This window comes from Verrucosispora sp. WMMD703 (assembly GCF_049178935.1).
In the GTDB taxonomy this organism is placed as follows: Bacteria; Actinomycetota; Actinomycetes; order Mycobacteriales; family Micromonosporaceae; genus Micromonospora; species Micromonospora sediminimaris.
This window is the reverse complement of the sequence record NZ_JBMHMM010000004.1, coordinates 5,705,069-5,724,860: the sequence shown is the minus strand read 5'-3', so window position 1 is coordinate 5,724,860 and position 19,792 is coordinate 5,705,069. Positions and strand designations below refer to the sequence as shown.

Sequence of the window (19,792 nt, the reverse complement as noted above, 5' to 3'; positions counted from 1 at the left end):
CGCCGCCCGTCCGCGCTCAGCGGGCGATCCGGCGGGCCAGGGCGGCGACCGTGCCGACGGCGGTGCCGGCGGCGGCCAGCCCGAAAGCGGCGGAGATCCGGACCAGCTGGCGACGCCGGCCGTGCCAGCCGCCCTCCGCAGTCGCCGCGGCGTCGGCCCGGAAGACGTTACCGCTGGTGTCCGCGGTCGGTAGCGGCCCGAACTGGGTGTACCGCCCGTACCAGCCGAGGACCCTCTCGGCCAGCGCGGGCACCAGCCGCCACTGCATGCCGACCAGGCGGGCGGCCCCGCCGGCGTACGCCTCCCGGCGGGGCCGCTTCAGCAACCGGACGATCGTCTCCGCGACCACCTCCGGCGGATAGACCGGCGGCGGCGGCAGAACCTGACGGCCGCTGTGATTGGCGGCGTGCCGGAAGAACGGAGTGTCGATGGTGGCCGGCAGCACGGTGCAGATCGAGACGGCCCCCCGGCCGGTGACGCGCAGCTCCTGGCGGACCGTGTCGGACAGTCCCCGGACAGCGTGTTTGGCTGCGTTGTACGGAGACTGGTACGGCATCGCCACCTCGGCCAGCACCGAGGCGTTGTTGACCACGACGCCGCCACCGGCCGCGGTGAGGTGCGGCAGCGCGGCCCGGATCCCGTTCGCCGTGCCGAGCAGGTTGACGTCCAGTACCCGGCGGAACTCGGCCACCGGGATCTCGTCGAACAACCCGATGGTGCCGACCGCGGCGTTGTTGATCCAGGCATCGATCCGGCCGAACTCCGTCACCGCGGTCGCGGCGAGCCGTCGCATCGCGTCCGCGTCGGTCACGTCGGTGGGCACCACGAGGGTGCGACCGCCCAGCTCACGGCAGTGCCGGGCCACCTCCCGCAGGGCCGGCTCGGAGCGCGCGGCCAGCACCACGGTGCTGCCGTGACGGGCCAGGGCGTACGCGGTCGCGGTGCCGATGCCACTGGACGCGCCAGTGATGACGATGGTCGCGTCGGCCAGGTTTCGGGCGAGGGGCATTCCTCATCGGTACCCCGTGGTGTCCGGGTCATGCCGCCGAGCGTGCCCCGGATCTGCGAGGTTTCGGCTCGTCGGAGGCCGGTTAATGGGACGCTCTGACCGGAGACCACCGCCTCATCCGCATGGAGGTGACCCATGCGCGTCGGCCTTGTCTGTGCCCACGCCGCTGCGCCGCCGTCCGGCGACGGAACCGTCGTCGGCACCTACCAGCACATCGCACGGGTCGCGGCCGAACTGGCCGGGCGAGGTCACGACGTTCGGGTCTACACCCGTCGGGACGACCCCGAGGCGACGGAGACCGACATCGTGGACGGCTACCGCGTGGAGCGGGCACCGGTGGGCCCGGTCGCGCCGATCCCCACGGCCGAACTGGTGCCCTACGTGGCGGCGTTCGGTGAATGGCTGGCCGACCGGTGGTCCGCCGACTGGGCTCCCGAGGTGGTGCACGGCCACTACTGGATCGGGGGCCTGGCCGCCGCGCACGCCGTGCGGGAGACCGACATCCCGATGGTGCAGACGTTCCACTCGATCGGCATGGAACAGCTGCGTCACCTCGGCGCCCAGTACGACGGGCCGGGCACCCGCATTCCGCTGGAGCGGGCGCTGACCCGGGCGGTGGACATCGCGGTCGCCCAGTGCAACGACGAGGTCGACGAGTTGACCCGGATGGGCCTGCAACGCACGTCGGTCGCGATGGTTCCGACCGGGGTCGACACCGAGCGCTTCCACCCCGACGGCGAGGCCGCTCCGCGTGAGCAGCGTCCCCGGATACTTTCGGTGGGCGGGCTCGGGCGCGGCCACGGCCAGGAGGACCTGATCAGAGCGATGCGCCTGGTCGGTGACGCGGAGCTGGTGATCGCCGGTGGGCCACCGACGGACCGACTGGCAAACCACGCCGAGGCCCGTCGGCTGCGGGAACTGGCCGATCGGGTCGGGGTCGGTGAGCAGGTGCACCTGGTCGGCGCGGTGCCGCACGAGCAGATGGCCACCTGGTACCGCTCGGCCGACGTGGTGGCCTGCACTCCGCACTACTCGTCGGCGGGGCGGGTGTCGCTGGAGGCGATGGCCTGTGGCGTCCCGGTGGTGGGCTACGCCATGGGTGGCATCGCCGACGCCGTGGTCGACGAGGTGACCGGCAAGCTGGTGCCACCGGGTGACGTACGGACCCTGGGGATGACGCTACGTAGGCTGCTCGCCGACAACGCCGGCCGCTTCGCGTACGGGCACGCCGCGGTCGACCGGGTGCGGTGCAGCTACACCTGGGAACGCACGGCAAGTGCGCTGGAACGGCTCTACGAGCGGGTGGTGGGCCGACGCAGGCCGGTCGAGGCGGCCTGAGGCAACGGATCAGCGATGACGCCGGCCGGGCCTGCGACACGGGCCGCGGGCGGCGTCACGAGCGGCGGCGGAACACCCACCACCGCCCGGGTGACAGCATGCTGATGCTGCGGCTCCGCGTACCGGGTGAGCCCGACGACCGCGGCGAGGGTGACCAGGAACCCGATTCCGGCGAGCCACTCCCGGCCCGGCCAGATCTTGTCGTTGAGCAGCAGCAACCCGACGATGGCGGCGGGCACGGCGCCGGCCGCGTCCATGGCGGCCACCGCGGCCGTGGTGGAACCGCGCTGCATCGCCAGTCCGAGCAGCAGCTGGCCGACCACGGAATGGCCGACGAGCAGGTAGAGCAGCGGGTCACCGAGGAACGCGTCCCAGCTCGACGCGGAGGCCAGCGGTCGGGCCGCCACCGCGGCGGCGGAGAAGGCCAGCCCGGCCAGTGAGCCGAGCGCCACCGACCCCGGCGCGCCGTGCAACCGGACCGCGAAGATGCCCAGCACCGCGATCACTGCCAGGGCCACCAGCAGGGCGAGCATGCCGGCGGTGCCGAGGGCCTTCGACGGCGCCGGCCGCGCGGCGAGGACCAGCGCGGTGATTCCGGCGAAGAGCAGCACCAGCAGCGCGACCTCGGCCACCGGCAGCCGCCACTTCAGCAGGACCACGCCGAGCAGGGCGGTGACGCCGAGCCCGGCGGCCACGCTCGCTTGCACCAGGAACAGCGGCAGGTCACGCCGGGACAGGAAGGCCAGGACGAACCCGGCGACCTGGCAAGCCAGCCCGACCAGATAGGTGCGGTGTCCGGCCAGGCGCAGCAGCAACCCGGGATCGAAGGTGTGATGCACGGTGGTGCGGGCGGCGGCGACCGACTGCAACAGGTTGGCGACGCCGTACGCGACGATCATCGCCGCCAGGAAACACCAACCGGAGGTAGCCACCTGGCGAGGATAGAGGTTACCGGGCGTCAATGCGCGGCGGGCTACCGAGCCGGTGAAGGATGTCGGGATGCAGCGCGCCGTTGCTGGCCAGAGTGCTGTTGTCGCCGCCTGCCGGGGCCGGACGGCCGGCCAGATCGGTGATCGTGCCGCCTGCTTCGGTCACGATGGGTACCAGCGCGGCCACGTCCCAGAGGGACAACTCGGGCTCGATCATCACGTCCAGCGCGCCCTCGGCCAACAGCATGTAACCGTAGAAGTCGCCGTAGGCCCGGCTGCGCCAGGTGTCCCGCATCAGTTGCAGCACCGCGTCGAGCCGGCCGGCCTTCTCCCAGCCGTCCAGCGAGGAGTAGCAGAGGCTGGCGTCGGCCAACCGGGTCACCCCGGAAACCCGGATGGGCGTTCCGTGGGCGGCGTCCGGGCCCGCGTACGCCCCGGTGCCCTGCGCCGCCCACCAGCGGCGCCCAAGGGCCGGCGCGGAGACCAGCCCGGCGACCGGGCGGCCGTCCTCCACCAGGGCGATCAGCGTGGCCCAGATCGGTACGCCCCGGACGAAGTTCTTGGTGCCGTCGATCGGGTCCACCACCCACTGGCGGGTGCCGGCGGCGGGTGTCGCGCCGTACTCCTCGCCGAGCAGCCCGTCGTCGGGCCGGTGCTCGGCCAGCAGGGCCCGGATCTCCCGTTCCACGGCGGTGTCCGCGTCGGAGACCGGGGTCAGGTCGGGCTTCGATTCGACCCGCAGGTCCAGGGCGCGGAACCGGGCCGTCGACAGGGCGTCGGCGGCGTCGGCGAGCCGGTGGGCGAGGGTCAGGTCAGCGGCGTACCCGGTCATGCGGGACACGGTAGCGACGCCGCCACCGGCACATGGCCGGGGGCCGGCGACGCCCACGTCGGTGGCGCTACCGTCAGCACCGCGACGTCGGCGGGTCGTCCCGCCAGGGTCACTCCGGGCGCCCGTGCGGGTCGGGCTCGGTCCGGGATTCGGTCTCCCCGGCCCGGGAGGCCAGCAACCGGCGGTACGAGGCCAACCGGCGCGGGTCGGCCCGCCCTGCCGCCACCCAGGCGTCGAGTGCGCAGTCGGCCTCGTCGGCGGTGTGTGGGCAGTTCGCCGGGCAGTCGGCGGTGGCTTCGACCAGATCCGGAAAGCCGTGCAGCAGGCTCTCCGCCGAGACGTGGGCGAGCCCGAAGCTGCGTACCCCCGGGGTGTCCACGATCCAGCCCGGATCCTGCTGCGCGTCGGGTGGCGCGGGCAGCCGCAGTGCCACCGCGCTGGTCGAGGTGTGCCGCCCCCGGCCGATCGCGCTGACCGTGCCGACCGCCCGTTCGGCCTCCGGCACCAGTCGGTTGACAAGCGTCGACTTGCCCACCCCGGAGTGACCGACGAGCACCGAGACCCGGCCGGTCAGCAGGCTGCGCAGCGCGTCCAGCGGGGAGTCCGGCCGGATGAGCAGGTACGGCAGTTCGAGTTCGGTGTAGTAGTCGAGCACCTTTTCCGGCCCGGCCAGGTCCGCCTTGGTCAGGCAGAGCAGCGGTTCGATGTCCGCGTCGTACGCGGCGACCAGGCAGCGGTCGATGAAGCCGGTACGCGGCGGCGGGTCGGCCAGCGCGCTGACGATGACGAGCTGGTCGGCGTTGGCGACGACGACCCGTTCCAGCCGCCCCTCGGCGGTGCTGGCGTCGTCCTCGGCGGTGCGCCGCAGCACGGACCGGCGTGCTTCGATCCGCACGATGCGGGCCAGCGCACCGGACGAACCGGAGGTGTCGCCGACCAGCCCGACCCGGTCGCCGACCACGACGGACTTACGGCCCAGCTCGCGGGCCCGCATCGCAGTGACGGTGGGGTCGTCCGGCCCGGCACCGGGCAGGACGCAGGTGTACCGTCCGCGATCGACCGCGATGACGAAACCGTCCTTGGCGTCGGCGTGCCGGGGCCGGGTCCGGGTACGCGGGCGGGAGGACCTGCCGGGCCGGACCCGGACGTCGTCCTCGTCGTACTCCCGCCGCCTGGTCGCCAGGGCCGCCCTTCTTCCGCTCAGCTCTTGCCGGTCACCAGTGCCGACCATAGTGCCGGGAACTCGGGCATGGTCTTCGAGGTGCACGACACGTCGTCCAACTCGACGCCCGGCACCACCAGCCCGGCCACCGCCGCCGCGTGTGCCATCCGGTGATCATGGTAGGTGCGGAACACGCCACCGTGCAGCGGCCGGGGCCGGATCTCCAAGCCGTCGGCCGACTCGGTGATGTCCGCGCCGAGCCCGGTGAACTCCCGGTTCAGCGCGGCCAGCCGGTCCGTCTCGTGGCCCCGGATGTGACTGACTCCGGTGAACACCGAGGGCGAGTCGGCGAGCATGGCCAGCGCGGTCAGCGCCGGGGTCAGTTCGCTGACGTCGGACAGGTTGGCGTGCAACCCCTTCACCGGGCCGGTGCCGCGCACCGTCAACCCCTCGGTGGTGAGCGCGACCTCCGCCCCCATCTGCTGCAACAGTGAGCGCAGTCGCTCCACCGGCTGGGCGCTGCCCCGCGCCGGCCAGCCGCGCAGGGTCACCTCGCCGCCGGTGACCAGGGCGGCGGCGAAGAACGGCACCGCACCGGAGAGATCCGGCTCGATCTCCCAGCTGCGACCGGTAAGCGGCCCGGGCTCGACCGCCCAGACGTCGGGGGTGCTGTCGTCGACCGCGGCGCCGGCGGCGCGCAGCATCTGCACGGTCATCCGCAGGTGCGGTGCGGAGGGCACCGGCGGCCCGACGTGCCGGACCACCAGCCCCCGGTCGAAGCGTGGGGCGGCGAGCAGCAGACCGGAGACCAGCTGGCTGGAGGCCGAGGCGTCGATCACGACCTCGCCGCCGGTCACCCGACCGGTGCCCAGCACCACCAGTGGCAGGCTGCCCGAGGCGGGGGTGTCGACGCGTACGCCGAGCGAGCGCAGCGCCTCGATCAGCGGGCCGAGCGGGCGGGTGCGGGCGGACGGGTCACCGTCGAGGGTGACCTGCCCGTCGGCCAGCCCCGCCACCGGTGGCACGAAGCGCATGATCGTGCCGGCGAGCCCCACGTCGACCTGGGCCGGGCCGAACAACCGGTGCGGCCGGACCAGCCAGCGGTCGTCGTCGGCGATCGAGACGTGGGCACCCATCGCCCGCAGCGCGGCGGCCATCAGCTCGGTGTCCCGGGCCCGCAACGGCAGGGACAGGGTCGAGGGCCCGGCGGCCAACGCGCTCAGCACCAGAGCCCGGTTGGTCATCGACTTGGAGCCGGGCAGGCGCAGCGACGCCGACACCGGGTCACTGGCCGTCGGTGCGGTCCACGGCTGTAGCGGCCGGGTCGCGGTCACATTCCCCACAGGTACATTCTGCCGTGCCGTGGCCCGGTGGCCGCTACGGTCACCGGCCACTCCCGGGGAACGGGACAGCCGCTCTGCGTGCCGCGCGCTAGCGTGAGCGACATGTGCGGTAGGTACGCCACGACCCGGAGCGCCGGTGACCTGAGCGGCCTGTTCGAGGCCGTCGACGAGACCGGCGACGGGCTGGTCGCCGACCACAACGTGGCGCCCACCGACCGGGTGCCGCTGGTCCGGGTCAGCGCCGAGGGGCACCGGGCGCTCTCGCTGGGCCGCTGGGGTCTGGTGCCACCGTGGTCCCGCTCGCCGGCCGGTGCGGCCCGCATGATCAACGCGCGTGCCGAGACGGTCGCCACCAGCCGGGCCTACGCTCCGGCCTTTGCCCGCCGTCGGTGCCTGATTCCCGCGGACGGCTGGTACGAGTGGGTGCGGCTGGCCGGCGGCACGAAGCAGCCGTACTACATGACCCCACGCGACGGCTCGGTGCTCGCCTTCGCCGGCATCTGGTCGCGCTGGGACGGCCCGGACGCGACGCTGCTGACCTTCAGCGTGCTGACCACCGCGGCGCTCGGCGAACTGGCCGAGGTGCATGACCGGATGCCCCTGCTGCTGCCACCCGAGCGCTGGGCGACCTGGCTGGGCGGTGGTGAGGACCGGGCCGAGTTGCTCGTACCGCCGCCGGTGGACTGGCTGGCCCGGTTGGAGGTGCGGCCGGTGGGGCGGGCCGTGGGCGATGTGCGCAACGACGGTCCGGGGCTGACCGCCCGGGTGCCGCTGACCCGTCCCGCCGAGTCGACGGAGACGACGCTCTTCTGATCCCGCCCGGCACATTGTCGGGAGTGATTTGCTGCGGTTGCGGGTGAAAGGTGACGCGCACGTTCTGCCAACTTCCCGGCGAAGTCTTGTACCCGTGCGCGCAAATGCGATACAACACAGCGCCGGTGGTGGGTGTCGTTCGCGTTGGGTGAACGATCTCCATCGATATTGCTGGTCCCACGGGGGAGGTGGGTGGATGACACGGGCGCGTATGCCCCGTCCGCACGAGGTGGCCGCCGCGCGACGTGATCCGCGACTGTTGCGGGCGTTGCGTGAGCGGCGACAGGACGAAGCCTGGCGTACCAGAGGCACCTGTCAGAGCGTCGACCCGGAAACGTTCTTTCCGGCGCCGAACGAGCCGGCCGACGCGGCGGTGGCCCTGTGCCGCAGCTGCGACGTGCAGGGCTCCTGCCTGGCGTGGGCGCTGGAGGTCGGCGACTGCCACGGTGTCTGGGGTGGCACCACCCCGCGGGAACGGCGGGCGATGCTGGTCGCCTGGCGCAGCGAGGTGCAACCCGATCCAGATGCCGCCGGTGAGCCGGGTCCGCCGGTACGCGACCGGCTGCTCACCCTGGTGCCGTTGAGCTGACCGACGGGGCCCGGGCCAGGTCGAAAAGGGTTCAATGGGACGGTGCCCGACAACGTCCTCGAAACCCCGCGCGGCCCCGCTCGGGTAGACACCGATCAGCCGTCCGGCCCGCCCCGAGCCCTGCTGGTGCTGGGGCACGGGGCCGGCGGCGGCGTCGACGCCCCGGATCTGATCGCCCTGCGCGACGCGGCGGTGACCACCGGGCTGGTCGTGGTGCGGGTGACCCAGCCGTACCGGGTCGCCGGTCGCCGTGCGCCGGCCCCGGCCGGGCACCTCGACGAGGCCTGGTCCGTCGTGTTGACGGTGCTGCGGCAGCGGCATCCGGGCGTACCGCTGGTGGTCGGTGGCCGCTCCAGCGGCGCCCGGGTGGCCTGCCGGACGGCGACCGCGGTGGGCGCTGCCGGGGTGGTGGCACTCGCCTTCCCGCTGCATCCGCCCGGTCGACCGGAGCGGAGCCGGGCAGGTGAGCTGGTGACCGGTGTGCCGACCCTGGTGGTGAACGGGGACCGGGATCCGTTCGGTGTGCCGGAGCCGGGCCCGGGGATACGGGTCACGGTCCGGCCCGGGGAGCGGCACGACCTGCGGGGCGACCCGGTCGGTACGGCCGCACTGGTGCTGGACTGGCTGCGCGAGCACGGCTGGGCCGCAGCCTGAGGGCAGGCGGGTCGCCGCCGGGCACCGTGCCCCGGGTGCCGTGTCCGCCGGCCGCGCCGCTTCGTTGCACCCGATGGTGTCCCAGCGCCCGTCCGGGCGGCGACACCGGGCTCCCAGGCCCTTCCTGGTCCCAGCCACGGTCGCACCGCCGGGGCGGGGACCAGGAACGCCCGGGCCGAGCCGGAATGTCCCGCCCCACGGCGGGTGTTGAACACCTCGGACAACCACTGTGCGAGGGGGTGACCGGTGCCGACCGAGATCCGGAGCCGGGAACACGACGAGCGGGAGGCACGGCAGCTCAGGCAGCTGCTGGCCGGCCCGAAGTGGCCGGCGGCGGTGCCACCGGCCGAGGTGGCGACGGGCACACCCGTCGGAACCGAATCTTCCGGGAGGTCGGTGCGCGTATCCTCGGCGGGGAAGCATCCAACCCGAGGGGATGTGCGGTTGACCACGGAGAAGACGGACGAGCGCAGGGCCCGGTTCGAACGGGACGCGATGCCATTCGTCGATCAGCTGTACGCGGCCGGCCTGCGGATGACGCGTAACCCGGCGGATGCCGAGGATCTGGTCCAGGAGACCTACCTGAAGGCATATGCCGCCTTCCACCAGTTCGAGCAGGGCACGAACCTGAAGGCCTGGCTCTACCGGATCCTGACCAACACCTACATCAACTCGTACCGCAAGCGGCAGCGCCAACCGGTGCAGGCGCCCACCGACGAGATCACCGACTGGCAGCTGGCCGAGGCGGAGTCGCACACCTCCAGCGGGCTGCGGTCCGCCGAGACCGAGGCGTTGGACCGGCTGCCGGACAGCGACATCAAGGAGGCCCTCCAGCAACTGCCGGAGGAGTTCCGGCTGGCGGTCTATCTCACCGATGTCGAGGGCTTCTCCTACAAGGAGGTCGCCGACATCATGGGCACGCCGATCGGCACCGTGATGTCGCGGTTGCACCGTGGGCGTCGTAATCTGCGCAAGCTGCTTGAGGGGTACGCCGCGGAGCGGGGTTTCTCCGCGGCCCAGCCGGCCCGGAGCTCGACCGCCGCCACCGGCCGGGAGGTGTGACGTGAGCTGTGGAGATCCGCACGAGACGGACTGCCGTGAGGTGCTCGCCGAGGTCTACCTCTACCTCGACCTGGAGTGCGCGGAGGAACGACGGACGCTGATCCGGCACCATCTCGACGAGTGTGGTCCCTGCCTGCGCGAGTACGGCATCGAGCAGGAGGTCAAGGCGCTGGTGGCCCGCTGCTGCGGCAACGAGTCCGCGCCGGATGAACTGCGCGAACGACTGCGGGTACGGATCAGCGAACTCGTCGTCTTCGAGACCAGCGAGTCGCGCGAACTGGCCGACTGACAAGCGCCGGTGCCCGGGTCGATTCCGACCCGGGCACCGCTGTGTCCGTCGTCCGATCGCGGCGGGCAGCCGCCCGCCGGCTCAGGAGTTGGGGCGCTTGCCGTGGTTCGCGGCGCTCTTCTTGCGGGCCTTCTTCTTACGGGCCTTCTTCGCCATGGTGACCTCCTCGTGATGGCCGGATCAGGCAGGGTACGAAACCCCGTCAGCGAGGCGCTGGCGCCCGTGCCGGCGTCGGATCCCGACCCGTTGATGCTAGTGCCGGCGGTGCGGGTGGGCTGCTCCCGGGGCCGCACCGCGCCCACCCGCCGCCCGCTCATGATTGGATACGTCGCAGGAGCCGCGAGGAAGGGGCCGGGAGATGGCCGAGGAGATCCGCGCCGAGATGGTGGCGAACGTCTGGAAGGTCGTCGCATCGGCCGGGGACACCGTGTCCGAGGGGGACACCCTGGTGATCCTGGAGTCGATGAAGATGGAGATCCCGGTGATCGCCGAGTCCGACGGTGTCGTGCAGCAGCTCGCGGTGAACGAGGGCGACGTGGTGCAGGACGGTGACCTGATCGCGGTGATCGGTTGAGCGACCCGCTGATCCGCCTGATCGAGCCGGCCGATTTCGCTGCGGTCGCCCGGCTCACCGTCGCCGCGTACGAGGCGGACGGGCAGCTCAAGGGGGAGACCGGCTACGCCGACGTGCTGGCCGACGTGTCCGTCCGGGCGGAGCACGGTGACGTGCTGGTGGCCGTGGAGCCGGTGACCGGGCACCTGCTCGGCTCGGTCACCTTCGTGCTGCCCGGCAGCCGGTACGCCGAGATGTGCGGCCCGGGGGAGGCGGAGTTCCGGATGCTGGCGGTGGACCCGAGCGCGCAGGGACGGGGCGCCGGCGGCGCGCTGGTGGAGGCGTGCGTGGCACGGGCGATCGAGCTGGGCTGCACCGCGGTGACCATCTGCGTACGCGAGGGCCTTGCCGAGCCGGCCCACCGGCTCTACCGCAGGCGTGGCTTCGTCCGCCAGCCCGAGCGGGACTGGAGCCCCTTCCCCGGCGTGAACCTGCTAGCCCTCCGACTCCCCCTGAGGTCGGCGACAGACTCATAGATCAACTTAGCTGCTGACCTCATGGTCGACGTGGGGGTGGGTGGGGGTTGGTGGGTTGGGGGGTGCGGTGATTGCGGCGAGTAGTTCGTCGGCGACCTCCAGGGCCACTCGCTTGCGCTCGGCGTCGGTGATGTCCGGCGTGCGTACGGCGAACCAGCTGCTGTGCACGGCGAACAGGGCCAGCACGGCACGGAGTTGGGCGCCGGGGGAGTCGTCGCCCTGGCAGAGAGCGGTGGCCAACCGGAACATCCGGCCGCGCAGCTCCCGGCCGGCGGAGAGGCTCTTCAACGCGGTCTGGTTCTGCTCGAAGAACCGCATCACCGAGGGCTGCTCGCCACTGAACGTGGCGTCGGCGTACCGCTCGATGACGGCCTGTCGGGTGGCCAGCGTGGCCGGCTGGGTCTCGGCCCAGGCGATCAGGGCGTCCATCCGCTCCAGCCGGTCCTCCACCACGCTGGTGACGATCTCGTCCTTGCTCTTGAAGTGGTAGTAGAGCGCCGCCTTGGTCACCCCGAGCCGCTCGGCCACCTCACGCAGGGACGTGGCCTCGTAGCCCTGCTCCGTGAAGAGCTCCAGCGCCACGGCCTTGATCCGCTCCCGGGTGCCGCCTGTGCTCTGACTCACCCGTACCTGCCAATCCGGTTGACCGTCGTTCCCTGTCCAACTTACCGTCCGGCTAGTAAGGTGACTAGCCGGGCGGCAAGTAAGTGCGCCGCATCTCGGGGGGAGAGCTTACCGATGGCCCAGCAGAACCAGGCTGCCGTGCGACCCAATGTCCGGGTCGTGCTTTTCGGCCTGATGATCGCCATGATGCTGGCGATGCTCGACAACATGATCGTCAGCACCGCGCTACCGCGCATCGTGGGCGAGTTCGGCGGGCTCAACCACTTCACCTGGGTGGTGACCGCGTACGTGCTGGGGACCACCGTCTCCACCCCGATTTGGGGCAAGCTCGGTGACCTGTACGGCCGCAAGTCGGTGTTCCTCACCGCTGTGGTGATCTTTCTCGTCGGCTCCGCGCTGTGCGGCATGGCCGGCTCGGGCTTCCTCGGCGGTCCCGACGACGGCATGGTCCAGTTGATCGCCTTCCGGGCTGTCCAGGGTCTGGGTGCCGGTGGCCTGATGGTGGGCGTCATGGCGATCATCGGCGACCTGGTGCCGCCCCGTGAGCGTGGCCGCTACCAGGGCATGATCGCCGGGATCATGGCGATCGCTATGGTCGCCGGCCCGCTGGTCGGCGGCTTCATCACCGATCACCTCTCCTGGCGCTGGGCGTTCTACGTCAACCTGCCGCTGGGCGGGGTGGCGCTGGTGCTGCTGATCGCCACCATGCACCTGCCCAAGTACCGCACCGAGCACCGCATCGACTGGCTCGGCGCCGCCCTGCTGTCGGTCGGTATCACCGGGATCGTGTTGATCACCACGTGGGGCGGCAACGAGTACGCCTGGGCCTCCCCGCAGATCCTCGGTCTCGCCGTACTGGCCGTCGCGGCGCTCGTGGTGTTCGGGTTCGTCGAGCGTCGGGTCCCCGAGCCGATCCTGCCGCTGCGGCTCTTCGCCAACCGGAACTTCGCCCTCATCTCGGTGATCGGCTTCCTGCTCGGCTTCGCGATGTTCGGCGCGATGAACTTCCTGCCGCTCTACCAGCAGACCGTGCAGGGCGCGTCGGCCACCAACTCCGGCCTGCTGCTGCTGCCGTTGATGTTCGGCATGCTGCTGGTGTCGCTGGTCGTCGGCCGGGCGATCACCCGGACCGGCCGGTACCGGATCTTCCCGATCGTCGGCGGCGGGGTGATGACCGTCGGGCTCGCCCTGCTGAGCCTGCTCGACGTGGACACCAGCAAGTTCCAGTCGTCGCTCTACATGCTCGTGCTCGGTGCCGGCATGGGCTTCCTCATGCAGACCTCCATGCTGATCGCGCAGAACAGCGTCGCCCAGAAGGACCTGGGGGCGGCGAGCGGGGCGGCCACCTTCTTCCGGTCCATCGGCGGGTCCTTCGGTATCTCGTTGTTCGGTGCCATCTTCGCCAGCCGGCTGGCCGGCTCGGCGGCCGGCGGCGCGTTCAGCGGCGGCGGTGAGGCCGGCGCGGCGATGAACATCGAACAACTGCGGGAACTGCCGGCGCAGGCCCGCGAGCTGGTGCTCGGTGGGCTCGCCGACGCGATCTCGCACGTGTTCCTCTGGGCGGTGCTCTTCGCCGTCGTGGTACCGGTGCTGGCCTGGTTCATCCGGGAGATCCCGTTGCGCACGAGCAACGAGCCGGAGCCGGACAGCAGCGGCCAGGAGCAGGCCGAGGCCGACCTGGCCCGGTCACCGGCCGTCTGAGGTCCCCCAGGCAGCTCAGGGCGTGCCGCGCGGGCGTGTCCGCCACGGGGGCAGGAGACGACGCAGCAGGGTACGCAGCGCGCCGCGACGCTGGCCGGTGCTCACCCCGGCCAGCGTCCGCGCGGTGGCGGTGGTCTCCGGGTCGAGGTCCGGCGTGGCCAACGCCAGGTGTGCCAGGGAGGCCGTGTTGGGCAACTGATGGCGCCGGGCCGCCGCCAGCCGCTCGGCGACCAGTTCGGCCACGTCCCGGCGGACCGACGGATCGACCCAGGCGGCGGTGACCAGGGCGAACAGGGCCGCCTCGGCGACCTCTGGCACGTCGCGCGCCAACTCCACAAGTACCCGCCGCCGGGTCGAATCCGCCCACGGCTCGTCGGTGCGGTGGTGCAGCAGACCGAGGCAGGTCCAGACCTGCACGCAGCGCAACCACAGCGCCGGGTCCTGGCCGGAGAGCACCCGCCCCAGCGCGGTCTGCGGGGTCTCCGGTGGATGGGCCAGCAGGCCGAGCAGGTCGGCCAGATCGAGCGTGGCCAGGCCGACGGCCGCGTCGTAGGCCGCCGGCGGATGCGGCCAGGCCGGGTGGGCGAGTTCACGTAGGCGGCGGGCGGCCTCCGCCGACGGCGGAGGTGGCGTGGGGCGCGCCGCCGGCTGCGATCCGTCGTTCCCGGTGCCGGGTTGCCCGCTCATCCCGCCGGCCGGCGCAGCCGGCGTCAGCTGACCCAGCCAGGGGCGGCCGCGACAGCATTCGGCCAGGTCGCCGTGCTCGTGCGAGTCGTCCGGATGGTCGCGGGTGAAGTCCGCCAGCGCCACCAGGTGACGCACCGCGCCGTCGCGTTGGAAGCGCAGGCGGTGCGCGGTGTGCACCGCGCAGTCGAAGGACGGGTTGCGGGCCAGGGCACGCTCGATCCAGCCCAGCGCCTCCTCCAGCCGGCCGTGGTCGGCCAGGGTGCCGGCGATGTCGGCGTACACCGCCAGGTCGTCCGGGTCGTGCTCGACAGCGCGGCGGAGCGCGGCAAGCGCCTCCCGGGTCCGGCCGGCGCTGCGCAGCGCGTACCCGAGCCACACCTCGCCCATCTTCGACGGTGCCGCGCGTACGCCCCGGCTGGCCCAGCGGACCGCGAGCGGAACCTCCTCCACCCGCCGGGCGAGCGCGGACGCCGTGCCCAGCAGCAGGGCATGCTCCGGGTGGACGGTGATCGCGTTGCGGGCGAGCGTGAGGTACGGCGTGAGAGCGCTCCGGTTCGGTGGCGGAACCGGATCGGGAATGGCGGCGCAGACCTGCATAAGTACCCGGGCCGCCTGCTCGGGTCCGAGACGCTCGGCCAACTCGGGCGAGGTGACCCAGGGGACCCCGGCCCAGTCCGCGCCGGGTGCGTGCGCGGTGGCGGCGACCAGCAGATCAAGACCGTCGGCCGGGCGACCGGCCGCGGCGAGCAGGTGCGCCCGGGCGACCACGGCACCGACGAAGGTGTGGTGCTGCAACGGGAACAGGTCGATCCCGCCGTCGCCGCTGGCGGCCGCCAGCCGGGCGAGGGTCTCGTGCACCTCGGGCAGCGTCGGTGCCCGGGCCAGCGCCGCCGCGACGTGGTCGGCGGCATGCGTCAGCTCGCCGGAATCCAGGGCCCGCCGGGCCAGGATCAGCTCCTCCGTCGCCGGCAGCGCCCGGTCGTCCGTTCCCTCGGCCACGTGATCCTCTCGCTCGTCGGTACCGGTTGCGCGGTGAGGTCGGGTCAGCGTAGGTGACGAGATCCAGTTTTGGTGATCCACTGCGCACTTCTGCTCGTTTGATTGCTCAGACTGGCGCAAAGGTGCAAGACTGAGCAGCAATCGCGCGGATATCGCGCAGGGGAGGAGTTTCCGTGACGCGCCCAGGTAGCGGCATGGCCGCCGACATCGACGAGCAGCCGGCCGGTTACGAGCGTCTGCTCTCCACCGAGCACGCCACCGCCATCGCCCGGGTGGCCGCGGCCGTCGCCGAGCGCCGACCCCGACACGTGGTCTTCACCGCCCGAGGCACCTCGGACCACGCCGCGCTGTACGGCGCCTACCTCAGCGAGATCCGCCTCGGCCTGCCGGCCGGCCTGGCCTCGCCGAGCGCGATCACCCTCTTCGGCGCCCGGCCCGACCTCTCCGAGGCCCTGGTCGTGGGGGTCAGCCAGAGCGGCGGATCCCCCGACCTGACGGAGGTGCTCCGGGCCGCCCGCGACTCCGGTGCGCTCACCCTCGCCGTCACCAACGCACCGGATTCCCAGTTGGCGACGACCGCAGAACTCTCCGTGGACATCGCGGCAGGACACGAGCGGGCGGTCGCCGCCACCAAGACCTACACGGCCGAACTGCTCGCCCTGCTGATGCTTGTGGAGGGAATCCGGGCCGGCGACGGCGCGCTGCCCGCCGAGGAGCGCCGGGCCCTGGCCGACCTGCCCGAACTGGCCGCCCGCACCCTCACCGACCCCATCGCGGCTCAGCTCGCGCCGCGCTACCGCTTCGCTGCCCAGATCGTCACCACCGGCCGGGGGTACGCGTATCCGACCGCCCGGGAAGCGGCGCTGAAGCTGATGGAGACCTCCTACCTGCCGGCGCTGGCCTTCTCCGGCGCGGACCTGCTGCACGGGCCGCTGGCCATGACCGACCCGGACGTGCCGGTGCTGGCGGTGGTCGGCTCGGGGCCGGGCGGGCGGTCGATGGGCGAGGTGCTGCCCCGGCTCGGTGAGCGCCGCGCCGACGTCGTGGTGGTCGGCTCCGCCGAGATCGACGGCGCCACCCGCCTCGCCGTGCCCGAGGTCGACGAGCGATACGCCCCGCTGCTGGACATCCTGCCGTTGCAGCGGCTGGCGCTGGCGCTCGCCCTGACCCGGGGCGAGGATCCGGACGCACCGCGCGGGTTGAAGAAGGTCACCGCGACGATGTGATGGTCGGCGTGGCACGCTGGTCGGCGTGTCAACGCTGCGTGATCTCGCCGAGGAGCACACCCGCCTACGTCGGGTCGACATCGACCACCTGCACCGCATCGCCGGTGACTGGCAGTTGCTGTCCGACCTCTCCTTCGCCGACCTGCTGCTCTGGGTTCCGGTGGACGGCGAGGGCAGCTTCCTCTGCGTGGCCCAGGTCCGCCCGACCACCGCGCCCACCGCGTACCAGGACGACCAGGTGGGGCGGATCGTCGGCGGCCCGGAGGTGGCGCACCTGGAGGTCGCCTACCGGCAGGGGCGCATCTGGCGGGAGGGCGACCCGGTCTGGTACGGCGACGTGCCCGCCCGGCACGAGGCGATCCCGGTCCGACTGCGCACGGGCGACGGCGAATCCGGCGAGGTGATCGCCGTGGTGGGCCGGGACACGAACCTCTCCACCGCGCGCACGCCAAGCCAGTTGGAGTTGAACTACCTGACCACCGCCGACGACCTGGCCCAGATGATCGCCGACGGCACCTTCCCGCCGCCCCGGCACCCGGGCGAGACCACCTCGGCGCCGCGGGTCGGTGACGGGCTGGTGCGGCTGGACGCCGGTGGCAAGGTCACCTACGCCAGCCCCAACGCACAGTCGGCGTACCGCCGCCTGGGGCATGCCTCGCTCCTGGTCGGTGAGGATCTCGCGGCGCTGCACCGGCGGCTGGCCGGTGATCCCCTGGACGGCACGGAGGCCGCGAACGGCATCCTCGCCGCGTTGCGCGGCGAGGCGCCGCCGCGGCGGGAGATCGACGCGCGCGGGGCGACCATGCTCACCCGGGCCCTGCCGCTGATGCCCGCCGGTGTGCCGATCGGCGCGCTGGTGCTGGTCCGCGACATCACCGAGGTACGCCGACGCGACCGCGCGTTGATCACCAAGGACGCCACCATCCGGGAGATCCACCACCGGGTGAAGAACAACCTCCAGACGGTGGCGGCGCTGCTGCGGCTACAGGCCCGCCGGGTGTCCATGCCGGAGGCGCGGGTGGCCCTGGAGGAGTCGGTACGCCGGGTGGCGTCGATCGCGCTGGTGCACGAGACGCTCGCCATGTCCAGCGACGAGGCGGTGGAGTTCGACGGGATCGTCGACCGGGTGGCCAACGCGGCGACCGAGGTGGCGGCGACCGAGGTGAGCGTCGCGATGCGCCGTACGGGCACCTTCGGCGTGCTCCCGGCCGAGATCGCCACCTCACTGGTGATGGTGCTCAACGAGCTGTTGCTCAACGCCGTCGAACACGGCTTCCCGCCGGCCGGTGACGACGCCCCGGTGACAGTCGGCCCGCCGAAGCCCGAGGTGGTGGTCTCGGCGCACCGGCTCCGCCGGATGCTGCATGTCACTGTCGCGGACAACGGCCGGGGCCTGCCGGCGGGATTCGAAGCCGAGGGCGGTGCGAAGCTCGGGTTGCAGATCGTCCGGGCGCTGGTCACCGGGGAGCTGCGCGGCACCATCGAGCTGCGCCCCGGCGCCGACGGCGGCACCGAGGCGTTTCTGGCCCTTCCGCTGGCGGCGCGCAGCGCCCCCGAAGGCCGCAGCGGCGGGTGACCCGTTCCGCCCACACCGCTCCGGCCAATCCGGTCAACCGCGCCGGGTGAGCAGGGCGAGGGTGACACCGGCACGCGGCCACACCTGGCTCAGCGTGAAGCGCTCGCGTAGCGCGTCCCCCTTGGCGCCGGGCACGGCGGCGAGGGGATCGGATCGCCGCCCGGCCAACACCAGCCAGACCCGGTCGACTCCGGCCAGGCACTCCGCCGGGCGGTCGCATTCGGCAGCCCACAGGTCACCTCGGCGTTCCTGCCCCTCGGCCAGCAACGCGTCCCGTGGGATTCGACCGCCCAGGTGATAGCGCAGGCCGAGGTCGAGAAAGAGCCAGCTGTCCCGGGGCGAGTAGACCACCGCGTCGCCGGGACGCCGGCCCGCCGCGATGATCTCGGCCGTGGCCCGGTAGTCCACCGTTGCGGTGCGCGGCCACTCGTGGGTACGGCGCAGGGCCGCCTGCTCGGGCAGGCCGAGCAGGCCGGTCAGCACCACCACCGCCAGCGCGGCGGGTAGCCGGGCGGAGGCGAGTGCCGCGCCGGCCAGCAGGCAACCGAATGGCACCACGAAGACCAGGTAGCGGGGCACCCACAGGGGAACGGCCAACCCGGCCAGGAACAGCAGCAGCACCGGTGCCAGGACGCAACTCAGCGGCAGCAGTGCCCGACGGCCGGCCCGGGCCGTGCCGAGCGCGGCGAGCCCGATCAGCACACCGCCGACCACGCCGCTCTGCGCCACCCCACTTGCCAGCGCCGCCAGGTCCCCAGGGCGGGCGGCGTCCACCCAGTCGAGCTGCCGTCCCCGCTGTCCGCTGGCCACCAGGGCCAGCGGCACCACCGCCATCGCCACCGGCGCCAGGGCGGCCAACCAGTACCCGATCACCTGGCCTGTCGACTCGCGCTGCCCACCGCCGCTCGACCCGCCGGCCCGGCTCTCGAAGTCGGCGCCAGCGGCGGGACCGGCCCGGGCGGTCCTGGTCAGCACGGCGACCGCGTGGGCGGCGAGCAGGGTGAGCGCCACCAGGTGAGTGAGCCCGAGCGCGGTGGTCGCCGCCGCGTAGCCGATCAGGTGCCGTCGGGTGGGGCGTTGCAGCCCGGCGACCAGCAGCAGCGTGCTCAGCACGGCGAGTGCGCTGGCCAGGGCGTACGGCCGCGCCTCCTGCCCGTACCGGGAGGTGCCGGGCAGCACCGCGAACAGCAGGCCGGCGAGGGTGCCGACCCGGGCGTCCCACAGTCGGTGCCCGAGTACGGCGGTCAGGCCGGCGGTCGCGGCCATGGCCAGGGCTGAGGGCAGGCGCAGTGCGGCCACCGAGTCACCGGCCGCAGCCAACCAGGCGTGCATGAACAGGTAGTAGGGGCCGGTGGCGGCGTCGATGGTGCCGGCCAGCCGGAACAGGCCGCCCAGTTCTCTGGTGGCGGCGCTCCAGGTAGCCAACTCGTCGCGCCACGGCTGGGCGGCGTCCAGCCCCACCAGCGTGGCCAGCAGGGTGACCGTCGCCGGTGCCAGCCATACCGGTACCGAGCGCAGCCGCCCTCCGCTCAGCCGGACGCCGATCCCGGCCGCCGGAATCGACCTATCGGACAAATGCCCCACGTCGCGAGCCTGCCACACGGTGACGCTCGGGGGAGCCGGCAGCGACCGCCCGTGATGTGGGATCACGCACGTCACCATTGGCCGCCCCGCCCGAGGTGTGGCAGCATGACGTCCATGACTGCCGCTGTCGTCCGCCGCTTCGTGGCTCGCCGCCACGTCGATTACGGCCGCGTACGCAGCGCCATCTGTCCGGCTCACTGACGACGCCCGACCATCCCTGCCTCGGGCACGCAGCGCGCCGGCCGTGCAGAGACATCGCTGTCCACGGTCCCTCCGGGAACCGGTC

The 19,792-nt window shown here is 72.7% G+C and carries 20 protein-coding genes; 11 read left to right on the top strand and 9 right to left on the bottom strand.

From position 1 onward, the window contains the following. Positions 1 to 16: 16 nt before the first annotated feature. Positions 17 to 1,009, bottom strand: coding sequence for an SDR family oxidoreductase (locus ACN26Z_RS26565; RefSeq protein ID WP_282236944.1), 993 nt, complete (start codon positions 1,007 to 1,009; stop codon positions 17 to 19). A 135-nt stretch (positions 1,010 to 1,144) separates the two neighbouring features. On the opposite strand from ACN26Z_RS26565, the gene ACN26Z_RS26560 reads away from it, so the two are divergent. After that, the gene (locus ACN26Z_RS26560; RefSeq protein WP_421463878.1) at positions 1,145 to 2,347 is read left to right on the top strand and encodes a glycosyltransferase; all 1,203 of its coding nucleotides are present in this window, start codon (positions 1,145 to 1,147) and stop codon (positions 2,345 to 2,347) included. On the opposite strand, the gene ACN26Z_RS26555 is transcribed toward ACN26Z_RS26560, so the two are convergent. The 4 genes from ACN26Z_RS26555 to aroA form a co-directional block, all read right to left on the bottom strand. After that, positions 2,302 to 3,246 (bottom strand): hypothetical protein, encoded by a 945-nt coding sequence (locus ACN26Z_RS26555; protein ID WP_282240697.1) that lies wholly within the window; start codon positions 3,244 to 3,246, stop codon positions 2,302 to 2,304. The two genes, ACN26Z_RS26560 and ACN26Z_RS26555, sit on opposite strands and share 46 nt — an antisense overlap. A 49-nt stretch (positions 3,247 to 3,295) precedes the next feature. Beyond that, positions 3,296 to 4,108: a histidinol-phosphatase gene (hisN, locus tag ACN26Z_RS26550; protein ID WP_421463876.1), complete on the bottom strand. Its 813-nt coding sequence runs from the start codon at positions 4,106 to 4,108 to the stop codon at positions 3,296 to 3,298. A gap of 109 nt (positions 4,109 to 4,217) precedes the next feature. Then, positions 4,218 to 5,339 (bottom strand): ribosome small subunit-dependent GTPase A, encoded by a 1,122-nt coding sequence (rsgA, locus tag ACN26Z_RS26545; protein ID WP_421463874.1) that lies wholly within the window; start codon positions 5,337 to 5,339, stop codon positions 4,218 to 4,220. Next, the gene (aroA, locus tag ACN26Z_RS26540) at positions 5,309 to 6,613 is read right to left on the bottom strand and encodes a 3-phosphoshikimate 1-carboxyvinyltransferase (protein WP_093405199.1); all 1,305 of its coding nucleotides are present in this window, start codon (positions 6,611 to 6,613) and stop codon (positions 5,309 to 5,311) included. The genes rsgA and aroA overlap by 31 nt, the downstream gene beginning before the upstream one ends. Positions 6,614 to 6,715: 102 nt before the next feature. On the opposite strand from aroA, the gene ACN26Z_RS26535 reads away from it, so the two are divergent. The 5 genes from ACN26Z_RS26535 to rsrA all read left to right on the top strand — a co-directional run bounded on the left by ACN26Z_RS26535 (position 6,716) and on the right by rsrA (position 10,020). Next, a complete protein-coding gene (locus tag ACN26Z_RS26535) occupies positions 6,716 to 7,426 on the top strand; it encodes an SOS response-associated peptidase (RefSeq protein WP_282236948.1) in 711 nt (236 codons plus the stop codon). Between the two features lie 196 nt (positions 7,427 to 7,622). After that, positions 7,623 to 8,015: a WhiB family transcriptional regulator gene (locus ACN26Z_RS26530; RefSeq protein WP_093405204.1), complete on the top strand. Its 393-nt coding sequence runs from the start codon at positions 7,623 to 7,625 to the stop codon at positions 8,013 to 8,015. A gap of 42 nt (positions 8,016 to 8,057) precedes the next feature. Then, a complete protein-coding gene (locus ACN26Z_RS26525) occupies positions 8,058 to 8,669 on the top strand; it encodes an alpha/beta family hydrolase (RefSeq protein ID WP_421463871.1) in 612 nt (203 codons plus the stop codon). A gap of 246 nt (positions 8,670 to 8,915) precedes the next feature. Continuing rightward, a complete protein-coding gene (locus ACN26Z_RS26520; RefSeq protein WP_170863445.1) occupies positions 8,916 to 9,731 on the top strand; it encodes a sigma-70 family RNA polymerase sigma factor in 816 nt (271 codons plus the stop codon). Between the two features lies 1 nt (position 9,732). Further along, positions 9,733 to 10,020: a mycothiol system anti-sigma-R factor gene (gene rsrA, locus ACN26Z_RS26515; protein ID WP_093405211.1), complete on the top strand. Its 288-nt coding sequence runs from the start codon at positions 9,733 to 9,735 to the stop codon at positions 10,018 to 10,020. An 81-nt stretch (positions 10,021 to 10,101) separates the two neighbouring features. Here the strand turns inward: rsrA and ACN26Z_RS26510 are convergent, their stop codons facing one another. After that, positions 10,102 to 10,176, bottom strand: a complete 75-nt coding sequence (locus ACN26Z_RS26510) for a 50S ribosomal protein bL37 (protein ID WP_370461611.1) — start codon at positions 10,174 to 10,176, stop codon at positions 10,102 to 10,104. Between the two features lie 202 nt (positions 10,177 to 10,378). Between ACN26Z_RS26510 and ACN26Z_RS26505 the strand changes: the two genes are divergently transcribed. Both ACN26Z_RS26505 and ACN26Z_RS26500 read left to right on the top strand, forming a co-directional pair. Then, complete coding sequence (locus ACN26Z_RS26505; RefSeq protein WP_093405215.1) at positions 10,379 to 10,594, top strand: biotin/lipoyl-binding carrier protein; 216 nt, start codon at positions 10,379 to 10,381, stop codon at positions 10,592 to 10,594. Next, a complete protein-coding gene (locus ACN26Z_RS26500; RefSeq protein ID WP_421463868.1) occupies positions 10,591 to 11,109 on the top strand; it encodes a GNAT family N-acetyltransferase in 519 nt (172 codons plus the stop codon). Before ACN26Z_RS26505 ends, ACN26Z_RS26500 begins: the two co-directional genes overlap by 4 nt. Before the next feature lie 6 nt (positions 11,110 to 11,115). Here ACN26Z_RS26500 and ACN26Z_RS26495 read toward each other — a convergent pair whose 3' ends face one another. Continuing rightward, positions 11,116 to 11,733: a TetR/AcrR family transcriptional regulator gene (locus ACN26Z_RS26495; RefSeq protein ID WP_421463866.1), complete on the bottom strand. Its 618-nt coding sequence runs from the start codon at positions 11,731 to 11,733 to the stop codon at positions 11,116 to 11,118. A gap of 114 nt (positions 11,734 to 11,847) precedes the next feature. Between ACN26Z_RS26495 and ACN26Z_RS26490 the strand changes: the two genes are divergently transcribed. Further along, on the top strand, positions 11,848 to 13,434 hold the full coding sequence (locus tag ACN26Z_RS26490; RefSeq protein ID WP_421463864.1) for an MDR family MFS transporter: 1,587 nt from the start codon (positions 11,848 to 11,850) through the stop codon (positions 13,432 to 13,434). A gap of 15 nt (positions 13,435 to 13,449) precedes the next feature. Here ACN26Z_RS26490 and ACN26Z_RS26485 read toward each other — a convergent pair whose 3' ends face one another. After that, entirely contained in the window at positions 13,450 to 15,120 is a 1,671-nt protein-coding gene (locus tag ACN26Z_RS26485; RefSeq protein ID WP_282236952.1) for a tetratricopeptide repeat protein, read from the bottom strand. Positions 15,121 to 15,314: 194 nt separating this feature from the next. Here ACN26Z_RS26485 and ACN26Z_RS26480 point away from each other — a divergent pair, with 194 nt between their 5' ends. Both ACN26Z_RS26480 and ACN26Z_RS26475 read left to right on the top strand, forming a co-directional pair. After that, complete coding sequence (locus ACN26Z_RS26480) at positions 15,315 to 16,346, top strand: SIS domain-containing protein (RefSeq protein ID WP_421464729.1); 1,032 nt, start codon at positions 15,315 to 15,317, stop codon at positions 16,344 to 16,346. 25 nt (positions 16,347 to 16,371) lie between these two features. After that, positions 16,372 to 17,922: a sensor histidine kinase gene (locus ACN26Z_RS26475; protein WP_282236953.1), complete on the top strand. Its 1,551-nt coding sequence runs from the start codon at positions 16,372 to 16,374 to the stop codon at positions 17,920 to 17,922. 33 nt (positions 17,923 to 17,955) lie between these two features. Here ACN26Z_RS26475 and ACN26Z_RS26470 read toward each other — a convergent pair whose 3' ends face one another. Further along, the gene (locus tag ACN26Z_RS26470; RefSeq protein WP_421464728.1) at positions 17,956 to 19,455 is read right to left on the bottom strand and encodes a glycosyltransferase family 39 protein; all 1,500 of its coding nucleotides are present in this window, start codon (positions 19,453 to 19,455) and stop codon (positions 17,956 to 17,958) included. Positions 19,456 to 19,792: the final 337 nt, after the last annotated feature.

Excerpts from the sequence above, each read along its gene's own strand:
- ACN26Z_RS26565 (WP_282236944.1), bottom strand. The coding sequence starts at position 1,009 with ATGCCCCTCGCCCGAAACCTGGCCGACGCGACCATCGTCATCACTGGC.
- ACN26Z_RS26560 (WP_421463878.1), top strand. The coding sequence starts at position 1,145 with ATGCGCGTCGGCCTTGTCTGTGCCCACGCCGCTGCGCCGCCGTCCGGC.
- ACN26Z_RS26555 (WP_282240697.1), bottom strand. The coding sequence starts at position 3,246 with ATGATCGTCGCGTACGGCGTCGCCAACCTGTTGCAGTCGGTCGCCGCC.
- hisN (WP_421463876.1), bottom strand. The coding sequence starts at position 4,108 with ATGACCGGGTACGCCGCTGACCTGACCCTCGCCCACCGGCTCGCCGAC.
- rsgA (WP_421463874.1), bottom strand. The coding sequence starts at position 5,339 with ATGGTCGGCACTGGTGACCGGCAAGAGCTGAGCGGAAGAAGGGCGGCC.
- ACN26Z_RS26535 (WP_282236948.1), top strand. The coding sequence starts at position 6,716 with ATGTGCGGTAGGTACGCCACGACCCGGAGCGCCGGTGACCTGAGCGGC.
- ACN26Z_RS26530 (WP_093405204.1), top strand. The coding sequence starts at position 7,623 with ATGACACGGGCGCGTATGCCCCGTCCGCACGAGGTGGCCGCCGCGCGA.
- ACN26Z_RS26505 (WP_093405215.1), top strand. The coding sequence starts at position 10,379 with ATGGCCGAGGAGATCCGCGCCGAGATGGTGGCGAACGTCTGGAAGGTC.
- ACN26Z_RS26490 (WP_421463864.1), top strand. The coding sequence starts at position 11,848 with ATGGCCCAGCAGAACCAGGCTGCCGTGCGACCCAATGTCCGGGTCGTG.
- ACN26Z_RS26480 (WP_421464729.1), top strand. The coding sequence starts at position 15,315 with ATGGCCGCCGACATCGACGAGCAGCCGGCCGGTTACGAGCGTCTGCTC.